The sequence below is a fragment of the Shewanella aquimarina genome (genome assembly GCF_023349185.1).
GTDB lineage: Bacteria > Pseudomonadota > Gammaproteobacteria > Enterobacterales > Shewanellaceae > Shewanella > Shewanella aquimarina.
The window spans coordinates 53,915-77,692 of sequence record NZ_JAKIKY010000010.1 but is presented as its reverse complement, the minus strand read 5'-3'; the positions used below and the strand labels follow the sequence as shown (position 1 = coordinate 77,692).

The following is a 23,778-nucleotide window of genomic DNA, read 5'->3' as shown; positions in this document are numbered from 1 at the left end:
TAGCCATGACCGAATTAGTAAGAGAAGTATCAGAAAACGATCAGTTAAGAGCCGATATCTACCAGCTTTTGGCGGCACTTTTACGCAAGCAGCCAAGTGCTGAACTGTTGCAGTTCCTTTCCACTCTGGAGATAGATGCCGACGATGACAGCGACATGACCAAGGCCTGGCTGGCGCTGAAATTGGCGGCGGGTCAGTTTACCCCCGAGCAGCTGGAAGATGAGTATTTCAATATCTTCCTCGGCGTCGGCAGTGGTGAGATTTTGCCCTACGGCAGCTGGTTTATGACGGGCTCGCTGATGGACAAGCCGCTGGCCCTGCTCAGACAGGATCTGGTGCAGCTGGGGTTTGAGCGCAGCGAAGAGGTGAAGGAGCCGGAAGATCACGTGGCCGCCCTGTGTGAGGTGATGGGCACCTTGATCCTGGAGGCGCCGGGCTTCCGCCAGTTGGCCTTCTATCAGCGCCATATCGGCAGCTGGATCGATCGCTTCTGCGACCATCTTGGACGGGCGCCAAGCGCGGCCTTCTACGCCACTTTGGCGCAGCTGGCCAAGGCGTTTTTCATTATCGAAGCCAATGAATTTGAACAACTTAAGTTAGATATTCCGGTGAACTGCCCCGGCAGCGAAGCGGAGAAGATTGAACCAACAGCCAGCGAACTCGCGTCCTAGGCTGTGGTTTAGCTTTGATGTCGGCGCGCAAGCGCCGACATACTGAAACCGAGGGGCAACCCTCACCAAGCGTCGGGTTCTGGTCTTAGTGTTAACTGGCTGAAAGCTAGGTTGACCGAGATGATGAGACTAGGGCCCAAATTGAGTCAACATCAAGGAGACACTATGAAGAAGCAAGCTTCCGATATGGGTCGTCGTCAATTGCTAAAAGCATTAGCCCTAGGCAGTGCAGCGGGTGCCGTGGCAACCGTGAGCGGCCAGGCTGCGGCAGCAACGCCTGCACCTCAAAAAGATGCAGCGCACGGCGATGGTTATCACGAGACAGATCATATTCGTAGTTATTACGCGTCTTTACGTACCAAGTAAGCCTTGGACGAGTAATTACGCAGTAATTCAATAACATTAGGAGAGTGTGTGATGCGATTAACCCGCAAAACAGACCAGGCAGAAGTCGCTAAAAAGCCTGCCCTAGGTCTAAGTCGTCGTCAGTTCCTTCAGTCTGCAGGTCTTGCTACTGGTGGTATTGCCGCGGCCTCTATGCTTGGTGCTGGAATGATGCGCAAAGCCGAAGCGAAAGAAGTGCCACATGATGCGCCAACCGAAGTGAAGCGTACCATCTGTTCTCACTGTTCAGTGGGCTGTGGTATCTATGCCGAAGTGCAAAATGGCGTGTGGACAGGTCAGGAACCTGCTTTCGACCATCCATTCAATGCCGGCGGTCACTGTGCCAAGGGTGCGTCTCTGCGTGAGCACGGCCATGGCGAGAAGCGTCTCAAGTACCCCATGAAGCTCGAAGGCGGTAAGTGGAAGCGTATCTCTTGGGATCAGGCTATCGAGGAAGTCGGTCAGAAGGCACTGGATATCCGTAAGGAGTCAGGCCCGGATTCAATCTTCTTTATGGGTAGTGCTAAGTTCTCTAACGAGCAGGCGTATCTCTATCGTAAATTCGCTGCCATGTGGGGCACCAACAACGTCGACCACTCGGCACGTATTTGTCACTCTACCACTGTAGCCGGTGTTGCTAACACCTGGGGCTATGGTGCGCAAACTAACTCGTTCAACGATATCCGCAACGCCAAGGCGATGATGTTTATCGGTTCTAACCCTTCAGAAGCTCACCCGGTTGCCATGCAACACATTCTGGAAGGTAAAGAGCGCGGCGCGAAGATTATCGTTGTCGATCCTCGTTTCACCCGTACTGCGGCTAAGGCCGACGAGTACGTGCATATTCGCCCAGGTACCGATATTCCTTATATCTACGGTTTGCTGTGGCATATCTTCGAAAACAAGTGGGAAGACCAGACCTTTATCGACCAGCGTGTCTACGGCATGGAGCGTATCCGCGAAGCTGCCGCTAAGTGGAACCCTGAAGAAGTTGAAAACGTGGTCGGTGTACCTAAAGAGCAGATGTACCGTGTGGCCAAGACACTGGCCGAGACTAAGCCTGGCACCATAGTCTGGTGTATGGGTGGTACTCAGCACCACATAGGTAATGCCAACACCCGTGCTTACTGTATCCTGCAGTTGGCCCTGGGTAACATGGGTATCTCCGGTGGTGGTACTAACATCTTCCGTGGTCACGATAACGTTCAGGGCGCTACCGACTTCGGTCTGCTGTTCGACACCCTGCCTGGTTACTATGGCCTCAAGACAGGTTCTTGGAAGCACTGGTGTAACGTATGGGATCTGGACTATGAGTGGGTGAAGGCTCGCTTCGATCAGGAACAACGCCTGGGTCAGGATCCTATGACCTCTACCGGTATTCCTTGTTCTCGTTGGCACGACGGTGTGCTGGAAGACAAGTCTAAGATCGCTCAGAAAGACAACATCCGTATGTCATTCTTCTGGGGTCAGTCGGTCAACACAGAGACCCGTGGCCGTGAGGTGCGTGAAGCACTGAACAAGATGGATACTGTGGTGGTTGTGGATCCATTCCCAACCATGGCGGGTGTCATGCATACCCGTAAAGACGGTGTCTACCTGCTGCCGGCGGCGACTCAGTTCGAGACCTATGGTTCGGTATCTGCCTCTAACCGCTCACTGCAGTGGCGTTCACAGGTGATCGAGCCGCTGTTCGAGTCTAAGCCTGACCACGTCATCATGTACAAGCTGGCGAAGAAGTGGGGCATAGAGAAAGAGTTCTGTAAGCATATCAAGGTGAATGGTGACGAGCCGTTGATCGAAGATATCACCCGCGAATACAACAAGGGTATGTGGACTATTGGTTACACAGGCCAGAGCCCAGAGCGTCTGAAGATGCACCAGGAAAACTGGGGCACATTCGACATCAAGAGTCTGGAAGCACCGGGTGGCCCAGCTAAGGGCGAAACCTATGGTCTGCCTTGGCCATGTTGGGGCACGCCTGAGATGAAGCACCCAGGTACCCAGATCCTCTACCGTACCGACCGTGAAGTCCGCTTCGGTGGTGGTAACTTCCGTGCCCGTTACGGTGTTGAGCACAATGGCAACAACATCCTGGCCGAAGGCTCTTACTCTAAGGGCAGCGAGATCAAGGATGGTTACCCAGAGTTCACCGACAAGATGCTTAAGCAGCTTGGCTGGTGGGACGACCTGACCGCAGAAGAGAAAGCGGCTGCCGAAGGTAAGAACTGGAAGACAGATATCTCTGGTGGTATCCAGCGTGTCGCCATCAAGCACGGTTGTATTCCATTTGGTAACGCTAAGGCCCGTTGTATCGTTTGGAACTTCCCGGATGATATTCCGGTTCACCGCGAGCCTCTGTATACGCCTCGTCGTGATCTTGTGTCTAAATACCCAACTTACGATGACCGTATGGTTGCGCGTCTTCCTACCCTGTACAAGTCAATTCAGGATCAGGACTTCGCCAAAGAGTTCCCACTCGCCTTGACCTCTGGTCGTCTGGTTGAGTACGAGGGCGGTGGTGAAGAGACACGTTCTAACCCTTGGTTGGCTGAACTACAGCAAGAGATGTTCATCGAGATCAACCCTGCCGATGCGGCGGATCGTGGTCTACGTGATGGCGATGTCGTATGGGTTCACAGCCCAGAAGGCGCCAAGATCAAGGTGCAGGCAATGGTGACACCGCGTGTGATTGAAGGCGAGTGTTTCATGCCGTACCACTTCGCGGGTATGTTCGAAGGCGAGAGCCTGGAGAAGAGCTACCCAGAAGGTACAGTGCCTTACATCATTGGTGAATCGGCCAACACAGTATTGACCTATGGCTATGACGTCGTGACTCAGATGCAAGAGACTAAGTCTAGCTTGTGTCAGATCACTAAAGCCTAACGCAACTTGATGAGGAGATAAGCCATTATGGCAGTCATGAAATTTCTATGTGACACCAAACGCTGCATCGAGTGTAACGGTTGCGTCACAGCATGTAAGAACGAAAACGATTCCGCTCTCGAGTGGGGTATCCAACGCCGTCGCGTCGTGACCATCAACGATGGTCAACCCGGTGAAGCCTCGATCTCTGTGGCTTGTATGCACTGTACCGACGCCCCTTGTCAGGCGGTTTGCCCAGCAAACTGCTTCTACAAGACGGAAGATGGCCTAACACTACACAACAAAGATACCTGTATCGGTTGTGGTTACTGCCTATACGCCTGCCCATTCGGTGCGCCTCAGTTCCCTAAGAAGAGCACCTTTGGCAGCCGCGGCAAGATGGACAAGTGTACTTTCTGTGCCGGTGGCCCAGAAGAGACCTTCTCCGACGCGGAGCGTAAGAAGTACGGCGCTAACCGTCTGGCCGAGGGTAAGTTACCTATGTGTGCCGAGCTTTGTTCGACCAAGGCGCTGCTCGCCGGTGATGCGGAAGTGGTTTCCAACATCTACCGTGAGCGTATCGCGGCCCGTGGTAACCCTAATGCGATCTGGGGTTATACCCCTAAGACTGGCGTTTAAAGTGAATAGTACCGTAAGCCCTCGGGCTTACGGTCTGTAAAGGAGTGACTATGTTATTAAAATCACTGCGCAGCCTATTCACTGTGTTGTTATTGCCATTGGTCTTGGCAATGGGCTTAGGTCTGACGACGTCAGCCTACGCCGTTGACGAGCAGACCAGTCAACAGATGGCCAATACCAGCGACGCTGAGTTATGGAAAGCCGTGAAGTCAGGAGACAAGGGATACACCACAGCCAAGGGCGTGGAGACTGGGGTAATGATTAACGTGTCTGCCATCGAAGGCACTAACGTTAAGAACGACTATCTCACCCCTGTGATGGCACTGGCCGTTTGTGGTGTGTTCGGTGCTTTCTTGATCTTCTATCTGGTGAATGGTCCTTCAAAGCTAAGTCATGGTTTCTCTGGCAAGATGGTATTGCGCTGGACCAAGGCCGATCTTTGGATTCACTGGGTGATGGCACTTTCCTGCCTGGCGTTGATCTTTACCGGTCTTAACATCATGTTGGGTAAGCATGTGCTGCAACCCTATGTGGGCACAGGAATTTGGGGTTCGCTGATCTACGGCAGCAAGACGATCCACGATTATGCGGGTCCCTTGTTCATCGTGGCTTGGGCCATCTGTGTGGTTAAATGGATGCCGTTGCAGACATTTAAGCTGTATGACCTTAAGTGGTTCCTGGTGGTTGGTGGTTACATCAACTTCGGTCCCTTCAAGGGTAAGCACCCAGACAGCGGCTTCGCCAACGCCGGTGAGAAGATGTGGTTCTGGACACTGACCCTGTTCGGTCTCTTCATCGGGGTTTCCGGCATCATGCTGGTAATGCCTGGGCTCGAACTGCCACGTGAAGCCTCCATGGCGGCACTGCTGGTTCACGGCCTCAGCGCCATCATCATCATCGCCTTTACGATCGTCCACATCTGGATGGCGACCGTATTGAGTGAAGGTGGTATGGAGTGTATGAAGTCGGGCTACTGTGACGAGAACTGGGCGGTACAGCACCACAACCTTTGGTATGACGAGATCAAAGAGAACGGTACCCTGACGTACAGGGACTAGACCTACAGCGACTAGACTCAAAGCGCAGCCGCGTTATTGAATAAAAGCGCATAGATGAAGCACCCCGCCTAAGCATTAGGCGGGGTGTTTTTTTATGTATTTTCTACGTAAATAGGCGGTAATAAGGAACTTCATATTCAGTTTAAGAAGGGATTATTGTATTGGGTTCAAGCCTGAAAAATTCTAGCTTACGAATTACAAGATAGTTAACTCACTATTTTTTGCGTAGTAACTTCTCTGTTTCAGTTATGCAAGCAGGTAGGAATTGATTGTAAGTATCAATGTAGTTGGTCTTTATTCCACTTATTAGGTTTTGATCATTCTTTATTTCTTTGAGTAAATTTCTAATTGAGTTTTGTATTTCTGCTTTCTGAACTGTGTGATTGTCTTCGTTTGAGCTTTCTATTTTTAGTAGAGCCTTTTTGATTACTTCCTCCTCACTTTCTTCAAATAGCAAGGTGTCTACTATTGCTCCCCAAGCCAATTCACATCCAAAAAGTGTTTTTTGATCATTAATGTTCGTGTTAATGCTCAAATTCGCTTGATGCTCTTTGTTTGTAACGATTTTTGGGTGAGCGACTGAATTTATTCTACAAGTCTTAGCCCAAGAAATGCAGGAGTTTCCACATGGTTGTCCTTTTTTACAAACCTTTGCATCTATCGAAATAGAAAGAGTTAGTAAACTCACGAATGTGATAAAGACAAGTAATTTCATTTATACAGCTCCTTAGCACCAGTAAGACGGGTAGGTTTATCTTTTAGCGCTTCACTATAACTCACATTACCATCGCGATAAGCCATTGAATAGGGGAGCTCGAATAAGTGAGCAGATGAATGTTGGATGGTGAGAATAAAATCAAGAATCGGCGGTGAATCTATAGCTAGGCAGTGACGACTTTAGCGGACTCAGATCACCTTTGACTGTTTTTTGAACGCACTTTTTATTTTCAATAACAACAACTTCATTACATCTACAGGATCCCGGTTTTAGCTATTTTTAGGGATTGCCAGCAAAGTGTATTGGTTAAAGTATGACTGGCTTAACACTTTGGTCATTTATTCAATTTTTCCGCGTACCTACCCCTGTTCAGATCAATATCTCAGCTTCATTTCTTCCTTATATTGCAACGGCAATTAATCGGATGTTTTTAAAAAATATAGCATTTTTACCAATTAGCCACCTGTAAATAACATTGGGTTAACTCGTGTTGCGGTGGCGAGTTTGAATAGATCATCCCTACTAATCGAAACTTCCTATTCCTCTAGGAGCAAGAATGAAGAAGCAACAGCCCGATCTGAATCGCAGATCTTTGCTGAAAGCACTCACCATAGGTGGTACGGCCGGTGTGGCCATTGCCGCAAGCGGTGTGAGTGTTGCCAATGCAACAGAAAGTAAATCTCAAGAAAAACATGCCGATGGCTACCATGAAACTGCACATATCCGCAGTTATTACAATAGCTTGCGTAGCTAATTAGGAGAATTTGAGCGATGAAGTTAACGCGCAAAACAAATGAGGCAGTCGCTGCGGCCAAGCCAAGCTTGGGCATCAGCCGTCGTCAATTTATGAAGCATGCGGGTATCACTACCGGTGGTATCGCGGCAGCCTCTCTTCTCGGTACCGGCATGATGCGTCGCGCCGAAGCGAAAGATATTCCACACGATGCACCTATCGAGATCAAGCGCACCGTATGTAGTGCCTGTGCGGTCGGTTGTGGTCTGTACGCCGAAGTACAAAATGGTGTCTGGACGGGTCAGGAGCCAGCATTTGATCACCCATTCAACGCCGGTGGTCACTGTGCCAAAGGTGCTGCGCTGCGTGAACATGGTCACGGCGAGAAGCGTCTTAAGTACCCAATGAAGCTGGTCGACGGTAAGTGGAAGAAGCTCTCTTGGGAGCAGGCCTTCAACGAAGTTGGCGACAAGATGCAGAGCATTCGTCAAGAGTCTGGTCCAGATTCACTCTACTTCATGGGTAGTGCCAAGTTCTCTAACGAAGGCTGCTACATGTACCGTAAATTTGCGGCCATGTGGGGTACCAACAACGTCGACCACTCGGCACGTATCTGTCACTCTACCACTGTAGCCGGTGTTGCTAACACCTGGGGTTATGGTGCGCAAACCAACTCTTTCAACGATATCCAGAACGCCAACGCGATCTTCTTTATCGGTTCAAACCCTGCCGAGGCACACCCTGTTGCCATGCAGCATATCCTGATCGCTAAAGAGAAGAACAACGCTAAGATCATCGTGGTCGACCCACGTTTCTCTCGCACCGCGGCTCACTCTGATCTGCACTGTGCACTGCGTCCTGGTACCGATATTCCTTTCATCTACGGTATGTTGTGGCACATCTTCGAAAACGGCTGGGAAGACAAGACCTTCATCCAGCAGCGCGTGTTCGAGATGGACACCATCCGTGAAGAGGTGAAGAAGTTCCCACCACAAGAAGTGGCCAACATCACAGGCGTGAGCGAAGAGCAGGTTTACCAAGCGGCTAAGCTGATGGCCGAAAACCGTCCTGGTACTGTGGTTTGGTGTATGGGTGGTACCCAGCACCACGTAGGTAACGCTAACACTCGTGCCTACTGTATCCTGCAGCTTGCACTGGGCAACATGGGCGTTTCTGGCGGCGGTACTAACATCTTCCGTGGTCACGATAACGTACAGGGCGCGACCGACCTGGGTCTGCTGTTCGATACCCTGCCTGGCTACTACGGCCTGAAGACAGGTTCTTGGAAGCACTGGTCACACGTTTGGGATCTGGATTTCGACTGGGTTAAGGGTCGTTTCGACCAGAACGAATACCTGGGTCGCATCCCAATGAATACTCCTGGTATTCCGTGTTCTCGTTGGCACGACGGCGTATTAGAAACGCCTGAGAAGCTGGCGCAGAAAGATCGCGTACGCATGGCCTTCTTCTGGGGACAATCTGTCAACACAGAAACCCGTCAGCGCGAGGTGCGTGACGCCCTGGATAAGATGGACACAGTCGTGGTTGTGGATCCATTCCCAACAATGGCGGGTGTCATGCACCGTCGTAAGAATGGTGTCTACCTACTACCTGCGGCGACTCAGTTCGAGACCGAAGGTTCGGTATCTAACTCTGGCCGTAGCCAGCAGTGGCGTGAGAAGGTGATCGAGCCACTATTCGAATCTAAGACAGATATCGAGATCATGTATCGCCTGTCGCAGAAGCTAGGCTTCGACAAGGAATACACTAAGCGCATCGCTAAAGATGCCAAAGATATGCTAGTGATCGAAGACATCACCCGCGAGATCAACCGCGGTATGTGGACCATTGGTATGTCTGGCCAGAGCCCAGAGCGTCTGAAGCTGCACACCCAAAACTGGGGCACCTTCAGCAACAAGACGCTTGAAGCAGAAGGCGGCCCAGCCAAGGGCGATACCTATGGTCTGCCATGGCCATGTTGGGGCACACCAGAGCAGAAACACCCTGGTACCCAGATCCTCTACAATACACACAAGCACGTGCTGGAAGGCGGTGGTAACTTCCGTGCCCGTTATGGCGTCGAGTACCAAGGCAAGAATCTGCTGGCCGAAGGCAGCTTCTCTAAGGGCAGCGAGATCCAGGACGGTTACCCAGAGTTCAGCGACAAGCTGCTTAAGCAACTTGGCTGGTGGGACGATCTGACCGCCGAAGAGAAAGCCGAAGCCGAAGGCAAGAACTGGAAGACCGACCTTTCTGGTGGTATCCAGCGTGTGGCCATGAAGCACGGTTGTATCCCATTTGGTAACGCTAAGGCCCGCTGTATCGTGTGGACCTTCCCGGATCAAGTGCCTGTACACCGTGAGCCGCTGTACACGCCGCGTCGCGATCTCGTGTCTAAGTACCCAACATACGACGACATGCAGGTTCATCGTCTGCCTACGCTGTACAAGTCTATTCAAGAGAAAGACACGGCAACTAAGTACCCACTGGGTCTGACCTCGGGTCGTCTGGTTGAGTACGAGGGTGGTGGTGAAGAGTCTCGTTCTAACCCATGGTTGGCCGAGCTGCAACAAGAGATGTTTGTTGAGATCAACCCAGGTGATGCCGCCGATCGCGGTATCCGCAACGGCGACACAGTATGGCTGGAAGGTGCCGAAGGCGGCCGCATCAAGATCAAGGCCATGGTGACTCCTCGCGTTAAGCCTGGCGTGACCTGGATGCCATACCACTTCGCCGGTGTGATGCACGGTGAGAGCCTAGAGAATAACTATCCAGAAGGTACTGTGCCTTATGTGATTGGTGAGTCTGCGAACACGGCATTGACCTATGGTTATGACCCTGTCACGCAGATGCAAGAGACCAAAGCGTCGCTTTGTCAGATCACTAAAGCTTAAGTATCGGGAGATTTGCCATTATGGCTACAATGAAATTTTTATGTGATACCAAGCGCTGCATCGAATGTAACGGCTGTGTCACGGCATGTAAGAACGAAAACGACTCTGCGCTCGAGTGGGGTATTCAACGTCGCCGCGTGGTGACCATCAATGACGGTCAGCCTGGCGAGTCCTCTATCTCTGTGGCGTGTATGCACTGCACCGACGCCCCTTGTCAGGCGGTTTGTCCGGCAAACTGCTTCTACAAGACGGAAGATGGTCTGACACTGCACAACAAAGATACCTGTATCGGTTGTGGCTACTGCCTGTACGCCTGTCCGTTTGGCGCGCCTCAGTTCCCTAAGAAGGGCGCATTCGGCAGCCGCGGTAAGATGGATAAGTGTACCTTCTGTGCCGGTGGTCCTGAAGAGAACCATTCAGATGCAGAGCGCCAGAAGTACGGTTCTAACCGTATTGCCGAAGGCAAGCTGCCTATGTGTGCCGAGTTGTGTGCGACTAAGTCGCTACTTGCCGGTGATGCTGAGGTTATCTCAAACATCTTCCGCGAGCGTGTTGCATACCGTGGTTCGAAAAATGCGATTTGGGGTTAATCCCCAGCTTGTATAAGGCCACAACAATCCACACCGGGCCTGCCCGGTGTGGACGATAAGGATGTAATATGAACAAATGGTTCAAACAATTTAGCGTGATCTTAGCGCTAGTGATAGGTACCACATTCAGTGCCCTGTCGTTCGCCCATGGCGATGCGACCGACCATACCCATGCCGCCACCGAGGGGCAGATCTGGTCTGAGCTACAGGCGGGCGCCACCGGATATACGACCTCTCACGGTCAGTTCCATAACCAGCCGATCAACAGCTATGATCTGCGGGTGTTGGAGCTTCGCAGCGACTGGCTGGCACCCGCCTTGATGGCGGCGTTGTTTGGCATGATCATCATCTTCGTGCTGTTCATCAAGGTGAACGGTATCTCCAAGTTGCATCATGGCTTCTCGGGCAAGATGGTGTATCGCTGGTCGAAATTTGATGTCTCTATCCACTGGTTGGGGGCGATCCCTTGTCTGCTGTTGATCCTCACGGGTCTGACGCTGCTGGCAGGACGTTTCTTCTTCCAGCCTTACCTGGGTGAAGGTTTCTGGGCCGGCCTGGTCTATGGTGCTAAGCAGATTCACGACTACATGGCGATCCCCTTCATGCTAGGTTGGGCGTTGATGACTACCCTTTGGGCTAAGAACCAGCTGCCTAAGATGTATGACGTTAAGTGGTTCCTGGTTGTGGGCGGTTATATCAACTTCGGCCCATTCAAGGGTAAGCACCCGGATGCAGGCTTTGCCAACGCGGGTGAGAAGATGTGGTTCTGGGCCTTTGCCCTATTCGGCCTCATCATCTCGGCCTCAGGCATGTTATTGCTGTTCCCGAACCTGTTCGAGCCGAGCCGCACCCTGAGCCTGATAGCATTGGTACTTCACTCTGTCAGTGCCATCGTTATCTGCGCCTTCTCTATCGTGCATATCTTCATGGCAACCGTGATGTCAGAAGGTGGTATGGAGTGTATGGTGTCGGGTTACTGTGATGAGAACTGGGCGACCCAGCATCACAACCTTTGGTATGACGAGATCAAAGAAAACGGCACGTTGAAGTACAAAGAGTAAGGCTTTGGCGTCTCGTATCTGAAAGATTAAACACCCCACTCGGTTTCCGGTGGGGTGTTTTTTTATGTCTGAAGCGGGATGATCTGCTGAAGATCTTAGCCAATGACACCAGATGTTGCGCCGCTATGTATGAGGACGCGATTGTCCTAGCCGTCTAACCGACCCGGTTAACAGTCGTCATCGCGTATGCTTGTGGTGACGCTGTCGGCCTTGGTCTCAACCCTGAGGTAGCAGGCGAGGGCATCGTCAGCCAGGAGATCCCCTGGGGTCTTAAACAGGCTGCGCTGGCCGATGCGCAGCTCAATATCCTTTTGGATCCAGCTGGCCCCGTAGAACCATTCCTTCATGGTGATTGTCAGCAGTTGAGGCACGGTGTCGCTGCTCCATTCTGGTCTGCCATATCTCACCTGGACTTTTTGGCTGTCGCTTGGGTTGAGGTAGTAGCTTGCCGTGGGCTGCGTCTCCACCCCTAAGATGGCCGAGCGGGCATAGACAAGTTGATTGGCGGCCTGCACCGAGGCCTCGAGCTGCTTAAGCTGGGCGATCCTCGCCTCTCGCGTCAGGCTTATCCACCTGCTGGCGGCCGCTACGCTGAGAATGGCCAGTATGATGATCACCACCACCATCTCTATCAGGGTAAAGCCAGAGGCTCCTTTATGTCTCATGGTTACTCGCATCTACAGGTTAACGCTTAGCATTAAATAAAGTGGAGGCAGCCTAACTGCTTGGGTGACATTTGCAAGCAAAACCTAGGTGGTTCTTACAATAACAGCTTGAATGATAACGGCTTGTTTGTTGTCTGTTTAGAGTTGGTTTGTGCTTTGTTGCCGGGTCGCGACCCAGCAGTATTTGACCTAAGATCAAGCTAGTCTCAACAAGCAGGAGAGAGAGATGGAGAGTAAAGCGGTAAGCGACAGCATGGGCGACCTCAATATTCCCGCCGATGCCCTCTACGGCGCGCAGACGGCGCGGGCGATCAAGAATTTTCCGGTCAGTGGTCGCCCTATGCCACGCAGCTTCATCCGTGCCTTGCTGCTGGCTAAGCTCGCCGCCGCCGAGGCCAACGTGGCGCTTAGGCTGCTGCCGCCCAATATTGCCCCTGCGGTCGCCAAGGCGGTGCAGGAACTGCTGGCGGATCCCCAGATGATGCGCCATTTCCCCATCGACATGTTTCAGACCGGCTCGGGCACCAGCAGCAACATGAACGCCAACGAGGTGCTGGCGACCCTGGTATCGAAGAGCCTGAGTCAGGCGGTGCATCCCAACGATGTGATCAACCTAGGGCAGAGCAGCAACGATATCATTCCCAGCGCCATACATATCAGCGCCCTGTTGGCGGTAGAGCAGTCGTTGCTGCCTTCGCTAACACTCCTGTCGCAAACTATTATGGCCAAGGCGCAGCAGCTGGCCGATGTTACCAAGACGGGGCGTACCCATCTGATGGATGCCATGCCGGTTCGTTTCGATCAGGTCTTGGGGGGCTGGGGGAGTCAGATCGATCTGTGTCGCCAGCGACTAGTGGCGCTCAGTGGTGAGCTGACTCAGCTGCCGGTAGGCGGCACGGCGGTGGGGACTGGGGTCAACACCCACGAGGATTTCTCAAGGCTATTTTGTGAAAGACTCTCGGCGCTGACGCGCACCCAGTTTCGCCCGGCCGATAACCTGTTCAGCCGCATGGCGAGCCATGATACCGCCGTGGCCCTGTCGGGTCAGTTGAAGACACTGGCGGTGGCTATCATGAAGATCAGCAACGACCTGCGCTGGATGAATTCAGGTCCGCTGGCGGGGATCGGTGAGATCAGCCTGCAACCCCTGCAACTAGGCTCCTCCATCATGCCGGGCAAGGTCAACCCAGTGATCCCAGAGTCCGCCTGCATGGTCGCCGCGCAGGTGATGGGTAACGACATGGCTATTACAGTTGCCGGGCAGTCCGGTAACTTTGAGCTGAATGTGATGCAGCCGCTGATCGCGGTCAATCTGCTGGAGAGCATAGAGATCCTCAGCAATGTGTCGCGCCTGCTGGCCGACAAGGCGATTGCGAGTTTCGTGGTGAATCGCGACAAGATAGCTGACTCCCTGCATCGCAATCCCATACTGGTCACCGCTCTGAGTCCTAAGGTTGGCTATGTGCAGGCCGCTAAAATCGTCAAGCAGGCCTATCAGGAGCAGCGGCCCATACTCGAGGTTGCCATGGAACTCACAGATCTTAGCGAGGAGGAGCTCAGGCACTTGCTGGATCCCGAGCGCCTGACCCGCGGCGGTTTGGGGTAAGGCCGCTTAGAGAGCGGCGAATCGAGAGGATGGTGATTCCGAAAGAGTCGCCTTATCAAACAAAAAGGCATCCCTAGGGATGCCTTTCTCGGTTCAATGTGCTCGGTCTTACCAGGCCAGCTGCAAGATCTCGCGGCTTATATCCAGGCCGAGATCGCCTGACTCAGACAGGGCGGTCATGCCGTGGGCCTCCAGCGCCGTGACTATGTCGTCAATCTGATCCTGGGCGATATCATAGTCGCGCAGGCGAGTCTTGAGGCCCAGTTGCTGGAAGAACTGCTCTGTCTTGTCGATCGCCAGGTCGACGCGACTCGCCTCATCACCTTCTGTGATATCCCATACGCGCTCGGCGTATTGCAGCAGCTTGGCGTGTTTCTGGCTCTTGCGTACACGCCAGACAGACGGCAACACCGCGGCCAGGGTCTGGGCATGGTCGATACCAAACAGCGCCGTCAGCTCGTGGCCTATCATGTGAGTCGTCCAGTCAAACGGCACGCCCGCGCCTATCATGCCGTTGAGGGCGGAGGTGGCACTCCACATCAGGTTGGCTCTGGCGTTGTAGTTCTCCGGCTCTTCCAGGGTGAGAGGGCCAATCTCGATCAGGGTACGCATGATCCCTTCGGCGGTTCTGTCCTGCACTCTGCCGTCTACCGGATAGGTGGCATACTGTTCTAGCACGTGGACGAAGGCGTCGACGACACCATTGGCTACCTGAACCTTAGGCAGGGTGAAGGTCAGGATCGGATCCAGCAGCGAGAAAGTTGGATAGATGCTGGGATGGTTGACCGGGAATTTGCCGCCGTTATAGCTCACTACGCCGAAGGCATTCATTTCAGAACCTGTGGCCGGTAGCGTGGCTATGGTGCCCAGCGGCAGGACGCGATCAGCCTCCACCGGCACAGGCGCGAAGCCGTGGAACAGCAGGCTGGCGCTGTCACCCTCGAAGCGTGTCGCCAGGGCGATGAACTTGGTGCCATCCATCACAGAGCCGCCGCCGACTGCCAGTAGGAAGTCGATAGACTCCTCTCTCGCTAGCTCGGCCGCCTTGGCTAAGGTCTCATATTGTGGGTTGGCCTCGATACCGCCGAACTCGACGACGGTGCGGTCACCCAAAGCATTGAGGACCTTGTCCAGGGTGCCGAAGCGTTTTACGCTGCCGCCGCCATAGGTCACCATGACGCGGGCGTCGGCTGGAATTAGCTTGTCGAGCTCGTCCAGGCGATCTTTACCGAAGACGATCTGTGTGGGATTACGATAATCGAAGTTAAGCATGGGGATACCTTGTGTCACCTAAGAATATGCTGCACATACTAGTCTCTTGGCGCGAGTTTTAAATACCTATTGCTGCCCTGTGTTTGCCTATTTCTGCTTTGTTGGGTTTAAAAGGCATAAATTTGATATAATTTGATGCCTTTTTCTGCTTGGGTGATATTATCGCTATCCGTTGAACCCTTATCCTGTCCCAAGAGGTGAAGTGTGAAGAGTATTGCCGAGCTGATGTCTGCCTTGGCCCCCGATGAGGGGATGAATGATAGTGTATTGCCCGGCATCAAGCTGTTTCGCTGCTCCGCCTACGGTGCCCGTGGCCCCTTGTGTTACTCCCAGGGGATCATGATAGTGGGGCAGGGCAAGAAGCGGGTCTACCTAGATGATAAGGTGTTTGACTATGATCCCCAGAACACCCTGGTGATGACAGTGCCCATGCCGGTGGAGTGTGAAACCTTCGCCAGCACAGAAGAGCCTGTGCTGGTGATGATGATAGATATCGATCTGGCGCAGCTTAACCGCCTCATTCCCGTCATGGACAACCACAACAGGGTACCGCAGGCGCTGAACGAGTCTCGACTGCCCGGCTATTTTGTCGCGTCGACCGGCGAGGCGCTTGAATGCAGCATTCATCGTTTGCTACTGGCGCTACAATCGCCGCTGGAGGCCGAGGCGTTGGGTCAGGCCATGGTATTGGAGATCTTGTATCGCCTGTTGGCCCTACCCAACGCCGCGCCCCTCTATGCCCTGGCGCTGAGCCATACCCGGCTGTCGCGCATCGACAAGGCCCTTAACTATCTGCATAAACACTATGCTGCCAGCATTGAGGTAGATCAGCTGGCGGCCCTGGTGAACATGAGTCCCTCGGCGTTTCATCGCTGCTTCAAGGAGGTGACTGCCTCATCGCCGATTCAGTACCTGAAGAAGCTGCGTTTGAATAAGGCCAGGGAGTTGCTGCAGCGCCCAGGGGTGAAAGTAAAACAGGCGGCTATCGAGGTGGGTTACGAGAGCCCGGCCCAGTTTAGCCGCGAGTTCAAACGCTACTTCAGCCACAGCCCGGGTGAGTGCGCTAGGTAAGCCGCTTCTTTATTGCTTGATACACTGCAGTAAGACGATAAAAGGGGGCATGTTGTTGTGTGCCACGCTGTGGCCTTCGGGTTCGGTGCGGCGCTTCTGATGCTGGCGCATGCCCACGTCATCGCCTTCACCTGTCGCGTATTCCGGCTCGTCGCCCGAATCATAGTAGTACCAGTCGTCGTAGACATGGGTATGCTTGGGTAATTCCGCCAGTGTGAGTTTATGCTTCTCCTCGCCGCCGATGGCATTGAGCTTGCGCACCGAGAGTTCATTCTCTTGATTATTCATGGCTAAGGTAAAGCGGCCACGCCCCTCGGTGTAGGGCTGCCAGCCCTCAGGGCAGCTGGCAAGGTCGAAGTAGGCGACCGTCTTAGCCGGAATGATGCTTCCCTTGTCGGCAATTTGTTTACTCAGGGCGGAGAGCTGTTGCGCGGTGGCGAGGTGGTTGGCCGCGAGTTCGTCGTATTTGATATAGCCAAAGAGTGCCAGCGATGCGGTGAGCAGCACCGAAACCAGTAGATTCCATTTCATGATTAACGTCCCTGTAGAGGTTAACGCTCCGCCATAAGGGTCGGAGTCTATATATTTATTTTTATTACCAATTTAACCTACGCTATTTAAATCATCGCTGCAACAGGACGATTTTTGTTAAACGTTTTCCCTGTTATCTCGCTACCCTTATCGGGTAAAAATGCGCGATCACATTTATTCAACATTTCCTAAAACATGACATGCTTAACAATTCTTTGGCTAATCCAATGCTAGGTGTTGTAACTCTAAGCCAGTTCACGTTTTATATATTCCTAAAGTGATACTTTTGTGTTCCGCAAATGGATGTGTATCGCTTTAAGTCCTTATTTATAAAAAGGCTTTGTTCTCAAGGCCGGTTCAGCCAGGAATATCTATGTCTTCGTCTTCTATTGTTCAAGCGGCGCCAGGTGCATTGATTAAGCCGTACCAAGCTAACATTACCGTCCCTAACTGGATGCTGAACTCGATGGAACGAGTGATGCAGTATTATGTCGACAAGAACCTGCGACTCGATACCCAGTCGGCCTCCATGATGCCGGCACCCGTCGAAGGCAAGAAGTACATGCTCTATGCCCATGTGCCTTTCTGTCACACGCTCTGCTCCTTCTGTACCTTCCACCGTTTCCTGTTTAAAGAGGAGAAGGCGCGCGCCTATTTCGTCTCGCTGCGTAAGGAGATGGAGATGGTCAAGGCGCTGGGCTACGACTTCGAGTCCATGTATATAGGTGGCGGTACCACGACGGTTTTAGAAGATGAACTGGCGCGCACCATAGAACATGCCAAGAAGCTCTTTCCTAGCATCAAAGAGGTCTCCTGTGAGTCGGATCCTCAGCATCTGGACAGTCCAGGCTTTAAACTGCTCGAAGGCCTGGTGGATCGCATGTCTATCGGGGTACAGAGCTTCAACGACGACATCCTGGCGATGACAGATCGTCTGGAGAAGTTTGGTTCGGGCCAGCAGACCTTCGATAAGATCATGGCGGCCAAGGAGCTGTTCCCTATCATCAACGTGGATCTCATCTTCGGATTCCGTGGCCAGACAGACGAGGTGATTCAGCACGATCTGGATATGGCCTCCCGCCTAGACCCTCGTCAGATCACCACCTATCCACTGATGATCACCCATCAGACCCGTAAGAGCGTCAAGGGTAAGCTGGCCGCGCCTCAGGGGGATATGGCACGTCAGTATCGCCAGATCTTAAATAGCCTCAATGGTCAGTATAACCAGCTGTCTGCCTGGGCGTTTGGCAAGGCCAACAACGAAGGCTTCGACGAGTATGTGATCGACTATGACGAATACCTGGGGGTGGGTTCGGGCTCCTTCAGCTTCCTCAACGACACCCTGTATGTGAACACCTTCTCTCTGCGCAAGTATCAGGAAAACATCGCCTCGGGCCGCATGGGTGTCGAGCAGCAGAAGAACTACAGTCAGAAGGATGTGATGCAGTATCGCTTCCTGCTGGGCATGTTCTCGGGTCGTCTGTCGCGCAAGTATTTCCGCGATACCTTCGGCGTAAACCTGGATTGGGCACTGTTTAAAGAGATGACCTCGATGAAGGCGATCGGCGCCATCAAGAACGACCCGAATGATCCCGATAATCTCATCGTGACGGACAACGGCAAGATGATGGGCCTCTTGATGATGAAAGAGTTCTATTCAGGCATGGATAACGTGCGGGCGCAGCTGCGTAAGCCGCTTAAGCCCTGCGATATGTAGCCATGTGATATGTAGCCCTGCGAGATGTAAAGGGCATTTGCTATCCAAGCTAAAGAGGCCGATCATAGATCGGCCTTTTTTATTGTAGGAGCCCTATCTATGCAGGCCTTGGAGTCGCTATTTTCCCAGTTTGTTGCCGCCAGCTCGCCAGCCGATGCCGCTCATGATCTCGCCCATGTTAGGCGGGTGGTGAAGACTGCCAAGCGTCTGTGCGATCTCGAATCTGCCTGCGCCGAGGTGGTGGTGCCAGCCGCCTGGCTGCATGATTGTGTCACCCTGGCAAAAGACGATCCGAGTCGCAGCCAGAGTTCAAGGATGGCGGCCGATAAGGCGATCGCCTTCCTTAAGCGCATCGATTATCCCCTGCAGTACCATGATGCCATTCACCATGCCATTCATGCCCACAGCTTCAGCGCCAGAGTGATCCCCGAGACGCTGGAAGCCAAGATAGTGCAGGATGCCGACAGGCTCGATGCCCTGGGCGCCATAGGTGTGGCGCGTTGCCTGCAGGTAGGCACAACGCTCGGGCGCCCGCTATATCATGCCGAGGATCCTTTCTGCCAGCATAGGGAGGCCGATGACAGCCGTTATACCTTAGATCACTTCAAGCAGAAGCTGTTTACCCTGGCCGATACCATGCAGACGGCGGCTGCGAGGGAAGAGGCTCGGCGCCGCACCCGGGTGATGCAGGACTTTCTCGACCAGCTGGCGCAAGAGATCTAGGGGACCCGCTTGGGAGCCTGTTTGTGATTAGCCTTAGCGCGTCGTGCTAACTTCTGTTCGAGCTGACGAGCCTCCTGACGTATCTGTTCGATAAAGAGATCTTGATAGCCTAGCAGCTCAAATTCTCTCAGGCACTGGTGGTAGCGGCGCAGTTTTTCTTCCTTGCATAGGGGCTTATCCATCAGCTCTTCTAATGTCAGTATTGAGTCCATTCAATAACCTCATAACCTCTTTTGCTTGTCAGCCTAACGTCAACTTGGCACCTTGTAGAGGCTGATTTTTATCCTAAAACCTCATAGGTCGAAAGGTTGATGAGTTTTTTGTTAATTTTTTCATATGCTTATTACATTCCCAAAGTTGGCTTAGGTCAGAGGTCGCATATCACCTAAGCTAATATGGGCGATCACTTACGCACTCATTAGTCGAAAAGCTCATAAGAGACGTTTGTGGAGCACCCGGTAATAGGGTAGCTTGGTGAATTCTTCGTTTTGTACAGGGAAATCTGATGATAGTACGTATCGGTGAGTTTCAGGCCGCGCCGGGTCAGGCTGAGGCGTTAAAGTCCTTCCTTCTCTCGTTAAGCGAGTACATCTGTGCATCGCCTGGCTGCCTAAGCTACGAGGTCTTATGCCCACTCGATGAGGCGGGGCGCCTGTTGGTGATCGAGCGTTGGGAGTCAGCCGAGCATCACCGTGCCTCGGTGCAGGCCTATCCGAGCGATAAGATGCAGGACGCCATGTCACTGTTTGCCGCGCCGCCGACCGGTGGCTACTACACGCTGGCTTAATATTGGCATCAGTATTGGTATTAGCATTGGCATTAGTACTGGCATAAGCATAGGGGCAGGGATGAAGCCATGATCTACTTCGAGACAGAGCGGCTAATTTGCCGCGCCTTTGAGTTCAGCGATTTAGCGGCCTTTACCGCCTACCGCGCCGACCCTGAGGTGGCCCGCTACCAGGGCTGGCAAGATTATCAATATCGCGATGCGTTGGCGCTGTTTGATGAATTGCAAAACACTGCCTTCGAGACGCCGGGCACCTGGATGCAGTTGGCGCTGGAGTGTCGCCAGACCCGAGTCTTGGTCGGGGACTTGGCGCTGCATTTTATCGACGAGCAACAGGTCGAGATTGGCTTTACCCTGGCGAGCGAGTATCAAGGTCAGGGCTTGGCTCGGGAGGCGCTGCAGGCCCTGCTTATCTACCTGTTTGATGGCCTCGGCAAGCACAGAATCTCGGCCATCACGGATGTGAAAAACCACGCCGCTTGGGGGCTGCTTGAGCGCCTGGGATTTCGCCGCGAGGCCCATTACCGAGACAACATCTTCTTCAAGGGGAGTTGGGGCAGCGAGTATGGCTATGCACTGCTGGCAAGCGAGTGGCGGCAAGTACAGACAGGGGAGAGCATTCAGGATTTTCGCCTGATAAGGCGGGTCGCGCCCTTGGCTGACTTTTTGCGCCTTAGGCAGATCACAGGGTTGACGCCGAGATCCCGCGCCGCGGCGGTAGCCGGGCTCCCCCTCAGTCTGTTTGGGGTACACATCTTAGCCGATGACAGACTAGGGGGTGAAAGAGTGATAGCCATGGGGCGAGTCGTGGGAGATGGCGCCCTAAACTTCGAGCTGGTGGACATCGCCGTGGATCCCAACTACCAGGGGCGAGGCCTGGGGAGTGCCATCATGTCCGCCATCATGGAGTATCTCGATGAGGCGGCGCCTAAGGGGGCTTACATTACCTTAATGGCTGATGTTCCAGAACTTTATCTGAAGTTTGGTTTTAAATTCTCGCGACCGGCGAGTGAGGGCATGTATCTGCTGCAGCCCTAATCTGTTGAGCCCTCCTGCCTGGCTTGATATAAAGGAGGCACGGCAGGCCCCGATACACGAGGTTAGGGGCCAGTAACCTTTTCGTTAGGGGAGCCTAATCTTTCCATCTCCCCCGTTACCCGGAGCATTCATGGCTAATATTTTGCTGGTTGCCAACCTCAACTGCGATCGTATTCTCAGACTCGATAAGCCCCTGAAGATGGGGGGACGTTTTCATTATCAGGATGGTGGTCAGCGCCTCGGTGGCGGTGGTGCCAACACAGGGATAGGTCTGGTGTGGGCAGGTCACGAGGTGGCACTGGTCAGTCAGGTGGGTCGCGACGAGATTGGGGATTGGTTGCTGGCCGAGACCAGTACCCTAGGCATAGATTGCCGCCTGATGCAGCGCTATCAACAACATACCTGTGAGATGCTGCTGGTGATGACCCCTGATGGCGAGCGCACCATCATACGCCCGGAGCGACCAAGGTTTGAGCTTGCCGCCCCGCCTAACTGGCGAAATTGGGACGCCCTCTATATTAACTCTTCGGCAGAAGGCGCCGTCAGCTGGGCCAAGACGGCCTTGCCTCATAGCTTAGTCGTGGCGCAGCTGGCCAAAGACAACCGTGAGCGTCCCTGCCATGTGTTAATAGCCTCGCGCGCCGATATGCAGGGACGTAGCGAGCTGTCGCCCTGGCAGTTCGGTCTCTCCATCGCCGGCGAGAGTCTAAGGGCGTTTATCGTGACAGATGGTGCCGACGGCGCCATGCTCTATCAGCCAGAAGGCGAGACGCGAGTCGCCGCCGAGGCCGCCACTGTGGTGGATACCACTGGGGCTGGAGATGCCTATGCGGCGGGCTTGATCCATGGATTAGTGCGTGGTGATGGCTATTGTCAGGCCATGGCCGAGGGGGCGCGCTGGGCGGCCTTTGCGGTGGCGACAGAGAGTTCGATACCCGGAGAACAGTTAAAGGCATACCTGGAGCAGGCGGTCACACAAAAGGCCTAGATTTGTCATCATAGTGTCATTTATCCAGATTAGAGTAACGCCATTGGTCGTAAGCGGTTCCCTGACCTTGTTTTGTGTAGCTTCTTTTCAAACATAGTGTGTTTTTCTGTTCTCTCGCCCCATCTTCTGGGGCTTTTTTTTGCCTGCAGTTTCTTGCCTCTTGTTCTTTGTTCCTTGTCTAGCGCCTGTTGCTATGGCCTAGGCCTAACAGGGCCTGCAAGAGTATGAAATTAAGCGGTAAGACGGCTAATAGGTGTTGTTTCATGATATCTTCTTGAGGGAGAATTAGGGCCTGTTGACCTTTTGAGAACAATTTTTGTTCTAATTGAGCACGTTCAAATCGCGGCATGAGGCTTGAAGTATAGTTATTCTATATAAAAGCCGAGTAACAAAGAGTTGTACGTGCTCAAGACGAACCCTGCGGGCAGCGTCTGTATCATTTTTCTACTGCGTTATTGCTCATTGATGTAGCACACCACATTACAATCGCTCTGCCTTGTATAAAAGCGATACAGAATGATGCAAAAATGAACGCGAAAGATAAACAGGCCCTAGGCCGCTATTTTTCAGGGGCAGTGCCTGAGGCGACAGAGGGAGTTTGTATCGAATCGTCTCGCCTTTGTCTGAGGGCGAGAGGCGTAAGCAGTAGTCAGGGGAGTGAAGGATATGACGCGGTTGGTAGATAAGATTTCGGGCCTGTATCGTGGCGACAAGGCCGAGGCATTCGAGGGAATACCCAGCATGATCGACGCCAAGCGGGCGTGCACTCGTTTGGTGGTGGGTGAGCTGGGCGTCGAGGGTGACGGCCAGGCGGATCCCAAGCATCACGGCGGCGCCGACCGTGTGCTGCACCATTTTCCTCGCGAGCATTATGGTCAGTATCGTCGCTGGGACATGATGCAGGGATTCAAGGATGTGCCCGCCATGGGCGAGAACATCAGTACCGTTGGGCTGGACGAGACCCAAGTAAATATCGGCGACATCATCGCCATCGGCGAGGTGCGCCTGAAGGTGACTCAGCCACGCTCCCCCTGCTTCAAGCTCAATCATCAGTTTGGTTATCCCGAGTTTGCCCTCGCCATGCAGACCAGCGGCCTGTGTGGCTGGTTCTATCGGGTGGTGACGCCTGGGGTGATCCACCTGGAGGATGATATTCGCCTCGTCGAGCGTCGCAGCGACATCAGCCTGCGCGAGGCGATGGGGATCTATTTCTCGCCTACCTTTGATGCCGGCGCCTATGATCGCCTGGTGAGTTGTGAGGGGCTGGCGAAGTCTTGGGTAAATAGCTTGCAGCGCCGCCTGGAAAGTCGCAAGATTGAGCCTTGGGAAATGCGCTTATTTGGGCCTAACCGCCTGTAACAATAAATAAAAAGAGAATGAATCATCAAGGAGTGTAATTCGTGTCTGATATTGAACAACTGTCCCGTGACGATAGAAACATGGGGGTGGCGGTGCATCTGGCCAGCTTTTCCGGCTATCTGATTCCCTTCGGTTCTATACTAGGGCCCCTGATTGTCTGGTTGATGAAGCGTGAGGAGATCCCCTTCGTCGACAGCTGTGGTCGCAACTGCCTCAACTTCAAGATAAGCGTGATGGTATACGCCATCATCAGCATGATCCTCATGTTCGTCGTTGTAGGTTTTATCCTGCTGGGTGTATTGGCGATCTTCGATATCGTGGTCACCATCATCGCCGCCATGAAGGCTAGCGAAGGCATTAGTTACCAGTATCCGCTGACGATTAAGTTTCTTAAGGCCTGATACCTATTAG

23 protein-coding genes and 1 pseudogene are annotated in these 23,778 nt (G+C 53.2%); 19 read left to right on the top strand and 5 right to left on the bottom strand.

What is annotated here, in order from left to right:
• The first annotated feature begins 5 nt into the window (after positions 1-5).
• From L2731_RS13360 to L2731_RS13340, 5 genes are all read left to right on the top strand, one after another.
• On the top strand, positions 6-671 hold the full coding sequence (locus tag L2731_RS13360; protein ID WP_249253591.1) for a TorD/DmsD family molecular chaperone: 666 nt from the start codon (positions 6-8) through the stop codon (positions 669-671).
• Between the two features lie 165 nt (positions 672-836).
• Positions 837-1,037 (top strand): twin-arginine translocation pathway signal, encoded by a 201-nt coding sequence (locus tag L2731_RS13355; RefSeq protein WP_011863868.1) that lies wholly within the window; start codon positions 837-839, stop codon positions 1,035-1,037.
• A 51-nt stretch (positions 1,038-1,088) separates the two neighbouring features.
• On the top strand, positions 1,089-3,938 hold the full coding sequence (locus tag L2731_RS13350) for a formate dehydrogenase subunit alpha (RefSeq protein WP_249253699.1): 2,850 nt from the start codon (positions 1,089-1,091) through the stop codon (positions 3,936-3,938).
• Between the two features lie 27 nt (positions 3,939-3,965).
• Entirely contained in the window at positions 3,966-4,556 is a 591-nt protein-coding gene (fdh3B, locus tag L2731_RS13345; protein ID WP_041509657.1) for a formate dehydrogenase FDH3 subunit beta, read from the top strand.
• Between the two features lie 50 nt (positions 4,557-4,606).
• A complete protein-coding gene (locus L2731_RS13340) occupies positions 4,607-5,614 on the top strand; it encodes a formate dehydrogenase subunit gamma (RefSeq protein WP_041509658.1) in 1,008 nt (335 codons plus the stop codon).
• A 214-nt stretch (positions 5,615-5,828) separates the two neighbouring features.
• Here L2731_RS13340 and L2731_RS13335 read toward each other — a convergent pair whose 3' ends face one another.
• Positions 5,829-6,329 (bottom strand): hypothetical protein, encoded by a 501-nt coding sequence (locus L2731_RS13335; RefSeq protein WP_249253589.1) that lies wholly within the window; start codon positions 6,327-6,329, stop codon positions 5,829-5,831.
• Positions 6,330-6,888: 559 nt separating this feature from the next.
• Between L2731_RS13335 and L2731_RS13330 the strand changes: the two genes are divergently transcribed.
• The 4 genes from L2731_RS13330 (at position 6,889) to L2731_RS13315 (ending at position 11,610) form a co-directional block, all read left to right on the top strand.
• Complete coding sequence (locus tag L2731_RS13330) at positions 6,889-7,086, top strand: twin-arginine translocation signal domain-containing protein (protein WP_011863872.1); 198 nt, start codon at positions 6,889-6,891, stop codon at positions 7,084-7,086.
• Between the two features lie 17 nt (positions 7,087-7,103).
• The gene (locus L2731_RS13325; RefSeq protein WP_249253587.1) at positions 7,104-9,959 is read left to right on the top strand and encodes a molybdopterin-dependent oxidoreductase; all 2,856 of its coding nucleotides are present in this window, start codon (positions 7,104-7,106) and stop codon (positions 9,957-9,959) included.
• A 20-nt stretch (positions 9,960-9,979) separates the two neighbouring features.
• Positions 9,980-10,549, top strand: coding sequence for a formate dehydrogenase FDH3 subunit beta (fdh3B, locus tag L2731_RS13320; protein WP_041509660.1), 570 nt, complete (start codon positions 9,980-9,982; stop codon positions 10,547-10,549).
• A 68-nt stretch (positions 10,550-10,617) separates the two neighbouring features.
• Positions 10,618-11,610, top strand: a complete 993-nt coding sequence (locus L2731_RS13315) for a formate dehydrogenase subunit gamma (protein ID WP_041509661.1) — start codon at positions 10,618-10,620, stop codon at positions 11,608-11,610.
• 167 nt (positions 11,611-11,777) lie between these two features.
• On the opposite strand, the gene L2731_RS13310 is transcribed toward L2731_RS13315, so the two are convergent.
• Positions 11,778-12,275, bottom strand: coding sequence for a type II secretion system protein (locus tag L2731_RS13310; RefSeq protein ID WP_249253585.1), 498 nt, complete (start codon positions 12,273-12,275; stop codon positions 11,778-11,780).
• Positions 12,276-12,501: 226 nt separating this feature from the next.
• Here L2731_RS13310 and L2731_RS13305 point away from each other — a divergent pair, with 226 nt between their 5' ends.
• Positions 12,502-13,881, top strand: a complete 1,380-nt coding sequence (locus L2731_RS13305; RefSeq protein ID WP_249253582.1) for a class II fumarate hydratase — start codon at positions 12,502-12,504, stop codon at positions 13,879-13,881.
• Between the two features lie 108 nt (positions 13,882-13,989).
• On the opposite strand, the gene L2731_RS13300 is transcribed toward L2731_RS13305, so the two are convergent.
• Entirely contained in the window at positions 13,990-15,153 is a 1,164-nt protein-coding gene (locus L2731_RS13300) for an iron-containing alcohol dehydrogenase (RefSeq protein ID WP_249253580.1), read from the bottom strand.
• Positions 15,154-15,357: 204 nt separating this feature from the next.
• On the opposite strand from L2731_RS13300, the gene L2731_RS13295 reads away from it, so the two are divergent.
• Entirely contained in the window at positions 15,358-16,224 is an 867-nt protein-coding gene (locus tag L2731_RS13295; protein ID WP_249253578.1) for an AraC family transcriptional regulator, read from the top strand.
• A gap of 9 nt (positions 16,225-16,233) precedes the next feature.
• On the opposite strand, the gene L2731_RS13290 is transcribed toward L2731_RS13295, so the two are convergent.
• The gene (locus L2731_RS13290; protein ID WP_249253576.1) at positions 16,234-16,755 is read right to left on the bottom strand and encodes a phage baseplate protein; all 522 of its coding nucleotides are present in this window, start codon (positions 16,753-16,755) and stop codon (positions 16,234-16,236) included.
• Positions 16,756-17,128: 373 nt separating this feature from the next.
• Between L2731_RS13290 and L2731_RS13285 the strand changes: the two genes are divergently transcribed.
• Both L2731_RS13285 and L2731_RS13280 read left to right on the top strand, forming a co-directional pair.
• Positions 17,129-18,472, top strand: a complete 1,344-nt coding sequence (locus L2731_RS13285) for a coproporphyrinogen III oxidase family protein (RefSeq protein WP_041509666.1) — start codon at positions 17,129-17,131, stop codon at positions 18,470-18,472.
• A 99-nt stretch (positions 18,473-18,571) separates the two neighbouring features.
• On the top strand, positions 18,572-19,195 hold the full coding sequence (locus L2731_RS13280) for an HD domain-containing protein (RefSeq protein ID WP_249253573.1): 624 nt from the start codon (positions 18,572-18,574) through the stop codon (positions 19,193-19,195).
• Here the strand turns inward: L2731_RS13280 and L2731_RS13275 are convergent.
• Complete coding sequence (locus L2731_RS13275; RefSeq protein WP_239882656.1) at positions 19,192-19,407, bottom strand: hypothetical protein; 216 nt, start codon at positions 19,405-19,407, stop codon at positions 19,192-19,194. The two genes, L2731_RS13280 and L2731_RS13275, sit on opposite strands and share 4 nt — an antisense overlap.
• 293 nt (positions 19,408-19,700) lie before the next feature.
• Between L2731_RS13275 and L2731_RS13270 the strand changes: the two genes are divergently transcribed.
• The 6 genes and pseudogenes from L2731_RS13270 (at position 19,701) to L2731_RS13245 (ending at position 23,768) form a co-directional block, all read left to right on the top strand.
• Positions 19,701-19,982 (top strand): putative quinol monooxygenase, encoded by a 282-nt coding sequence (locus L2731_RS13270; protein ID WP_249253571.1) that lies wholly within the window; start codon positions 19,701-19,703, stop codon positions 19,980-19,982.
• 69 nt (positions 19,983-20,051) lie between these two features.
• Positions 20,052-20,576 (top strand): annotated as a pseudogene (locus tag L2731_RS13265) (GNAT family N-acetyltransferase); the annotation flags it as partial.
• A 60-nt stretch (positions 20,577-20,636) separates the two neighbouring features.
• On the top strand, positions 20,637-21,020 hold the full coding sequence (locus tag L2731_RS19565; RefSeq protein WP_283165082.1) for a GNAT family N-acetyltransferase: 384 nt from the start codon (positions 20,637-20,639) through the stop codon (positions 21,018-21,020).
• 130 nt (positions 21,021-21,150) lie between these two features.
• Positions 21,151-22,008 (top strand): PfkB family carbohydrate kinase, encoded by an 858-nt coding sequence (locus L2731_RS13255; RefSeq protein WP_249253569.1) that lies wholly within the window; start codon positions 21,151-21,153, stop codon positions 22,006-22,008.
• 666 nt (positions 22,009-22,674) lie between these two features.
• Positions 22,675-23,367 (top strand): MOSC domain-containing protein, encoded by a 693-nt coding sequence (locus tag L2731_RS13250; RefSeq protein ID WP_249253567.1) that lies wholly within the window; start codon positions 22,675-22,677, stop codon positions 23,365-23,367.
• A gap of 80 nt (positions 23,368-23,447) precedes the next feature.
• Positions 23,448-23,768, top strand: coding sequence for a DUF4870 domain-containing protein (locus tag L2731_RS13245; RefSeq protein ID WP_249253695.1), 321 nt, complete (start codon positions 23,448-23,450; stop codon positions 23,766-23,768).
• The last annotated feature ends 10 nt before the right edge of the window (positions 23,769-23,778 follow it).

Bases quoted from the DNA above. Each gene is read 5' to 3' on its own strand.
- L2731_RS13300 (WP_249253580.1), bottom strand. From the start codon at position 15,153: ATGCTTAACTTCGATTATCGTAATCCCACACAGATCGTCTTCGGTAAA.
- L2731_RS13305 (WP_249253582.1), top strand. From the start codon at position 12,502: ATGGAGAGTAAAGCGGTAAGCGACAGCATGGGCGACCTCAATATTCCC.
- L2731_RS13360 (WP_249253591.1), top strand. From the start codon at position 6: ATGACCGAATTAGTAAGAGAAGTATCAGAAAACGATCAGTTAAGAGCC.
- L2731_RS13270 (WP_249253571.1), top strand. From the start codon at position 19,701: ATGATAGTACGTATCGGTGAGTTTCAGGCCGCGCCGGGTCAGGCTGAG.
- L2731_RS13330 (WP_011863872.1), top strand. From the start codon at position 6,889: ATGAAGAAGCAACAGCCCGATCTGAATCGCAGATCTTTGCTGAAAGCA.
- L2731_RS13250 (WP_249253567.1), top strand. From the start codon at position 22,675: ATGACGCGGTTGGTAGATAAGATTTCGGGCCTGTATCGTGGCGACAAG.
- L2731_RS13245 (WP_249253695.1), top strand. From the start codon at position 23,448: ATGGGGGTGGCGGTGCATCTGGCCAGCTTTTCCGGCTATCTGATTCCC.
- fdh3B (WP_041509660.1), top strand. From the start codon at position 9,980: ATGGCTACAATGAAATTTTTATGTGATACCAAGCGCTGCATCGAATGT.
- L2731_RS13315 (WP_041509661.1), top strand. From the start codon at position 10,618: ATGAACAAATGGTTCAAACAATTTAGCGTGATCTTAGCGCTAGTGATA.
- L2731_RS13335 (WP_249253589.1), bottom strand. From the start codon at position 6,329: ATGAAATTACTTGTCTTTATCACATTCGTGAGTTTACTAACTCTTTCT.
- L2731_RS13285 (WP_041509666.1), top strand. From the start codon at position 17,129: ATGTCTTCGTCTTCTATTGTTCAAGCGGCGCCAGGTGCATTGATTAAG.
- fdh3B (WP_041509657.1), top strand. From the start codon at position 3,966: ATGGCAGTCATGAAATTTCTATGTGACACCAAACGCTGCATCGAGTGT.
- L2731_RS13290 (WP_249253576.1), bottom strand. From the start codon at position 16,755: ATGAAATGGAATCTACTGGTTTCGGTGCTGCTCACCGCATCGCTGGCA.
- L2731_RS13310 (WP_249253585.1), bottom strand. From the start codon at position 12,275: ATGAGACATAAAGGAGCCTCTGGCTTTACCCTGATAGAGATGGTGGTG.
- L2731_RS13255 (WP_249253569.1), top strand. From the start codon at position 21,151: ATGGCTAATATTTTGCTGGTTGCCAACCTCAACTGCGATCGTATTCTC.
- L2731_RS13280 (WP_249253573.1), top strand. From the start codon at position 18,572: ATGCAGGCCTTGGAGTCGCTATTTTCCCAGTTTGTTGCCGCCAGCTCG.
- L2731_RS13325 (WP_249253587.1), top strand. From the start codon at position 7,104: ATGAAGTTAACGCGCAAAACAAATGAGGCAGTCGCTGCGGCCAAGCCA.
- L2731_RS13275 (WP_239882656.1), bottom strand. From the start codon at position 19,407: ATGGACTCAATACTGACATTAGAAGAGCTGATGGATAAGCCCCTATGC.
- L2731_RS13350 (WP_249253699.1), top strand. From the start codon at position 1,089: ATGCGATTAACCCGCAAAACAGACCAGGCAGAAGTCGCTAAAAAGCCT.
- L2731_RS13340 (WP_041509658.1), top strand. From the start codon at position 4,607: ATGTTATTAAAATCACTGCGCAGCCTATTCACTGTGTTGTTATTGCCA.
- L2731_RS13355 (WP_011863868.1), top strand. From the start codon at position 837: ATGAAGAAGCAAGCTTCCGATATGGGTCGTCGTCAATTGCTAAAAGCA.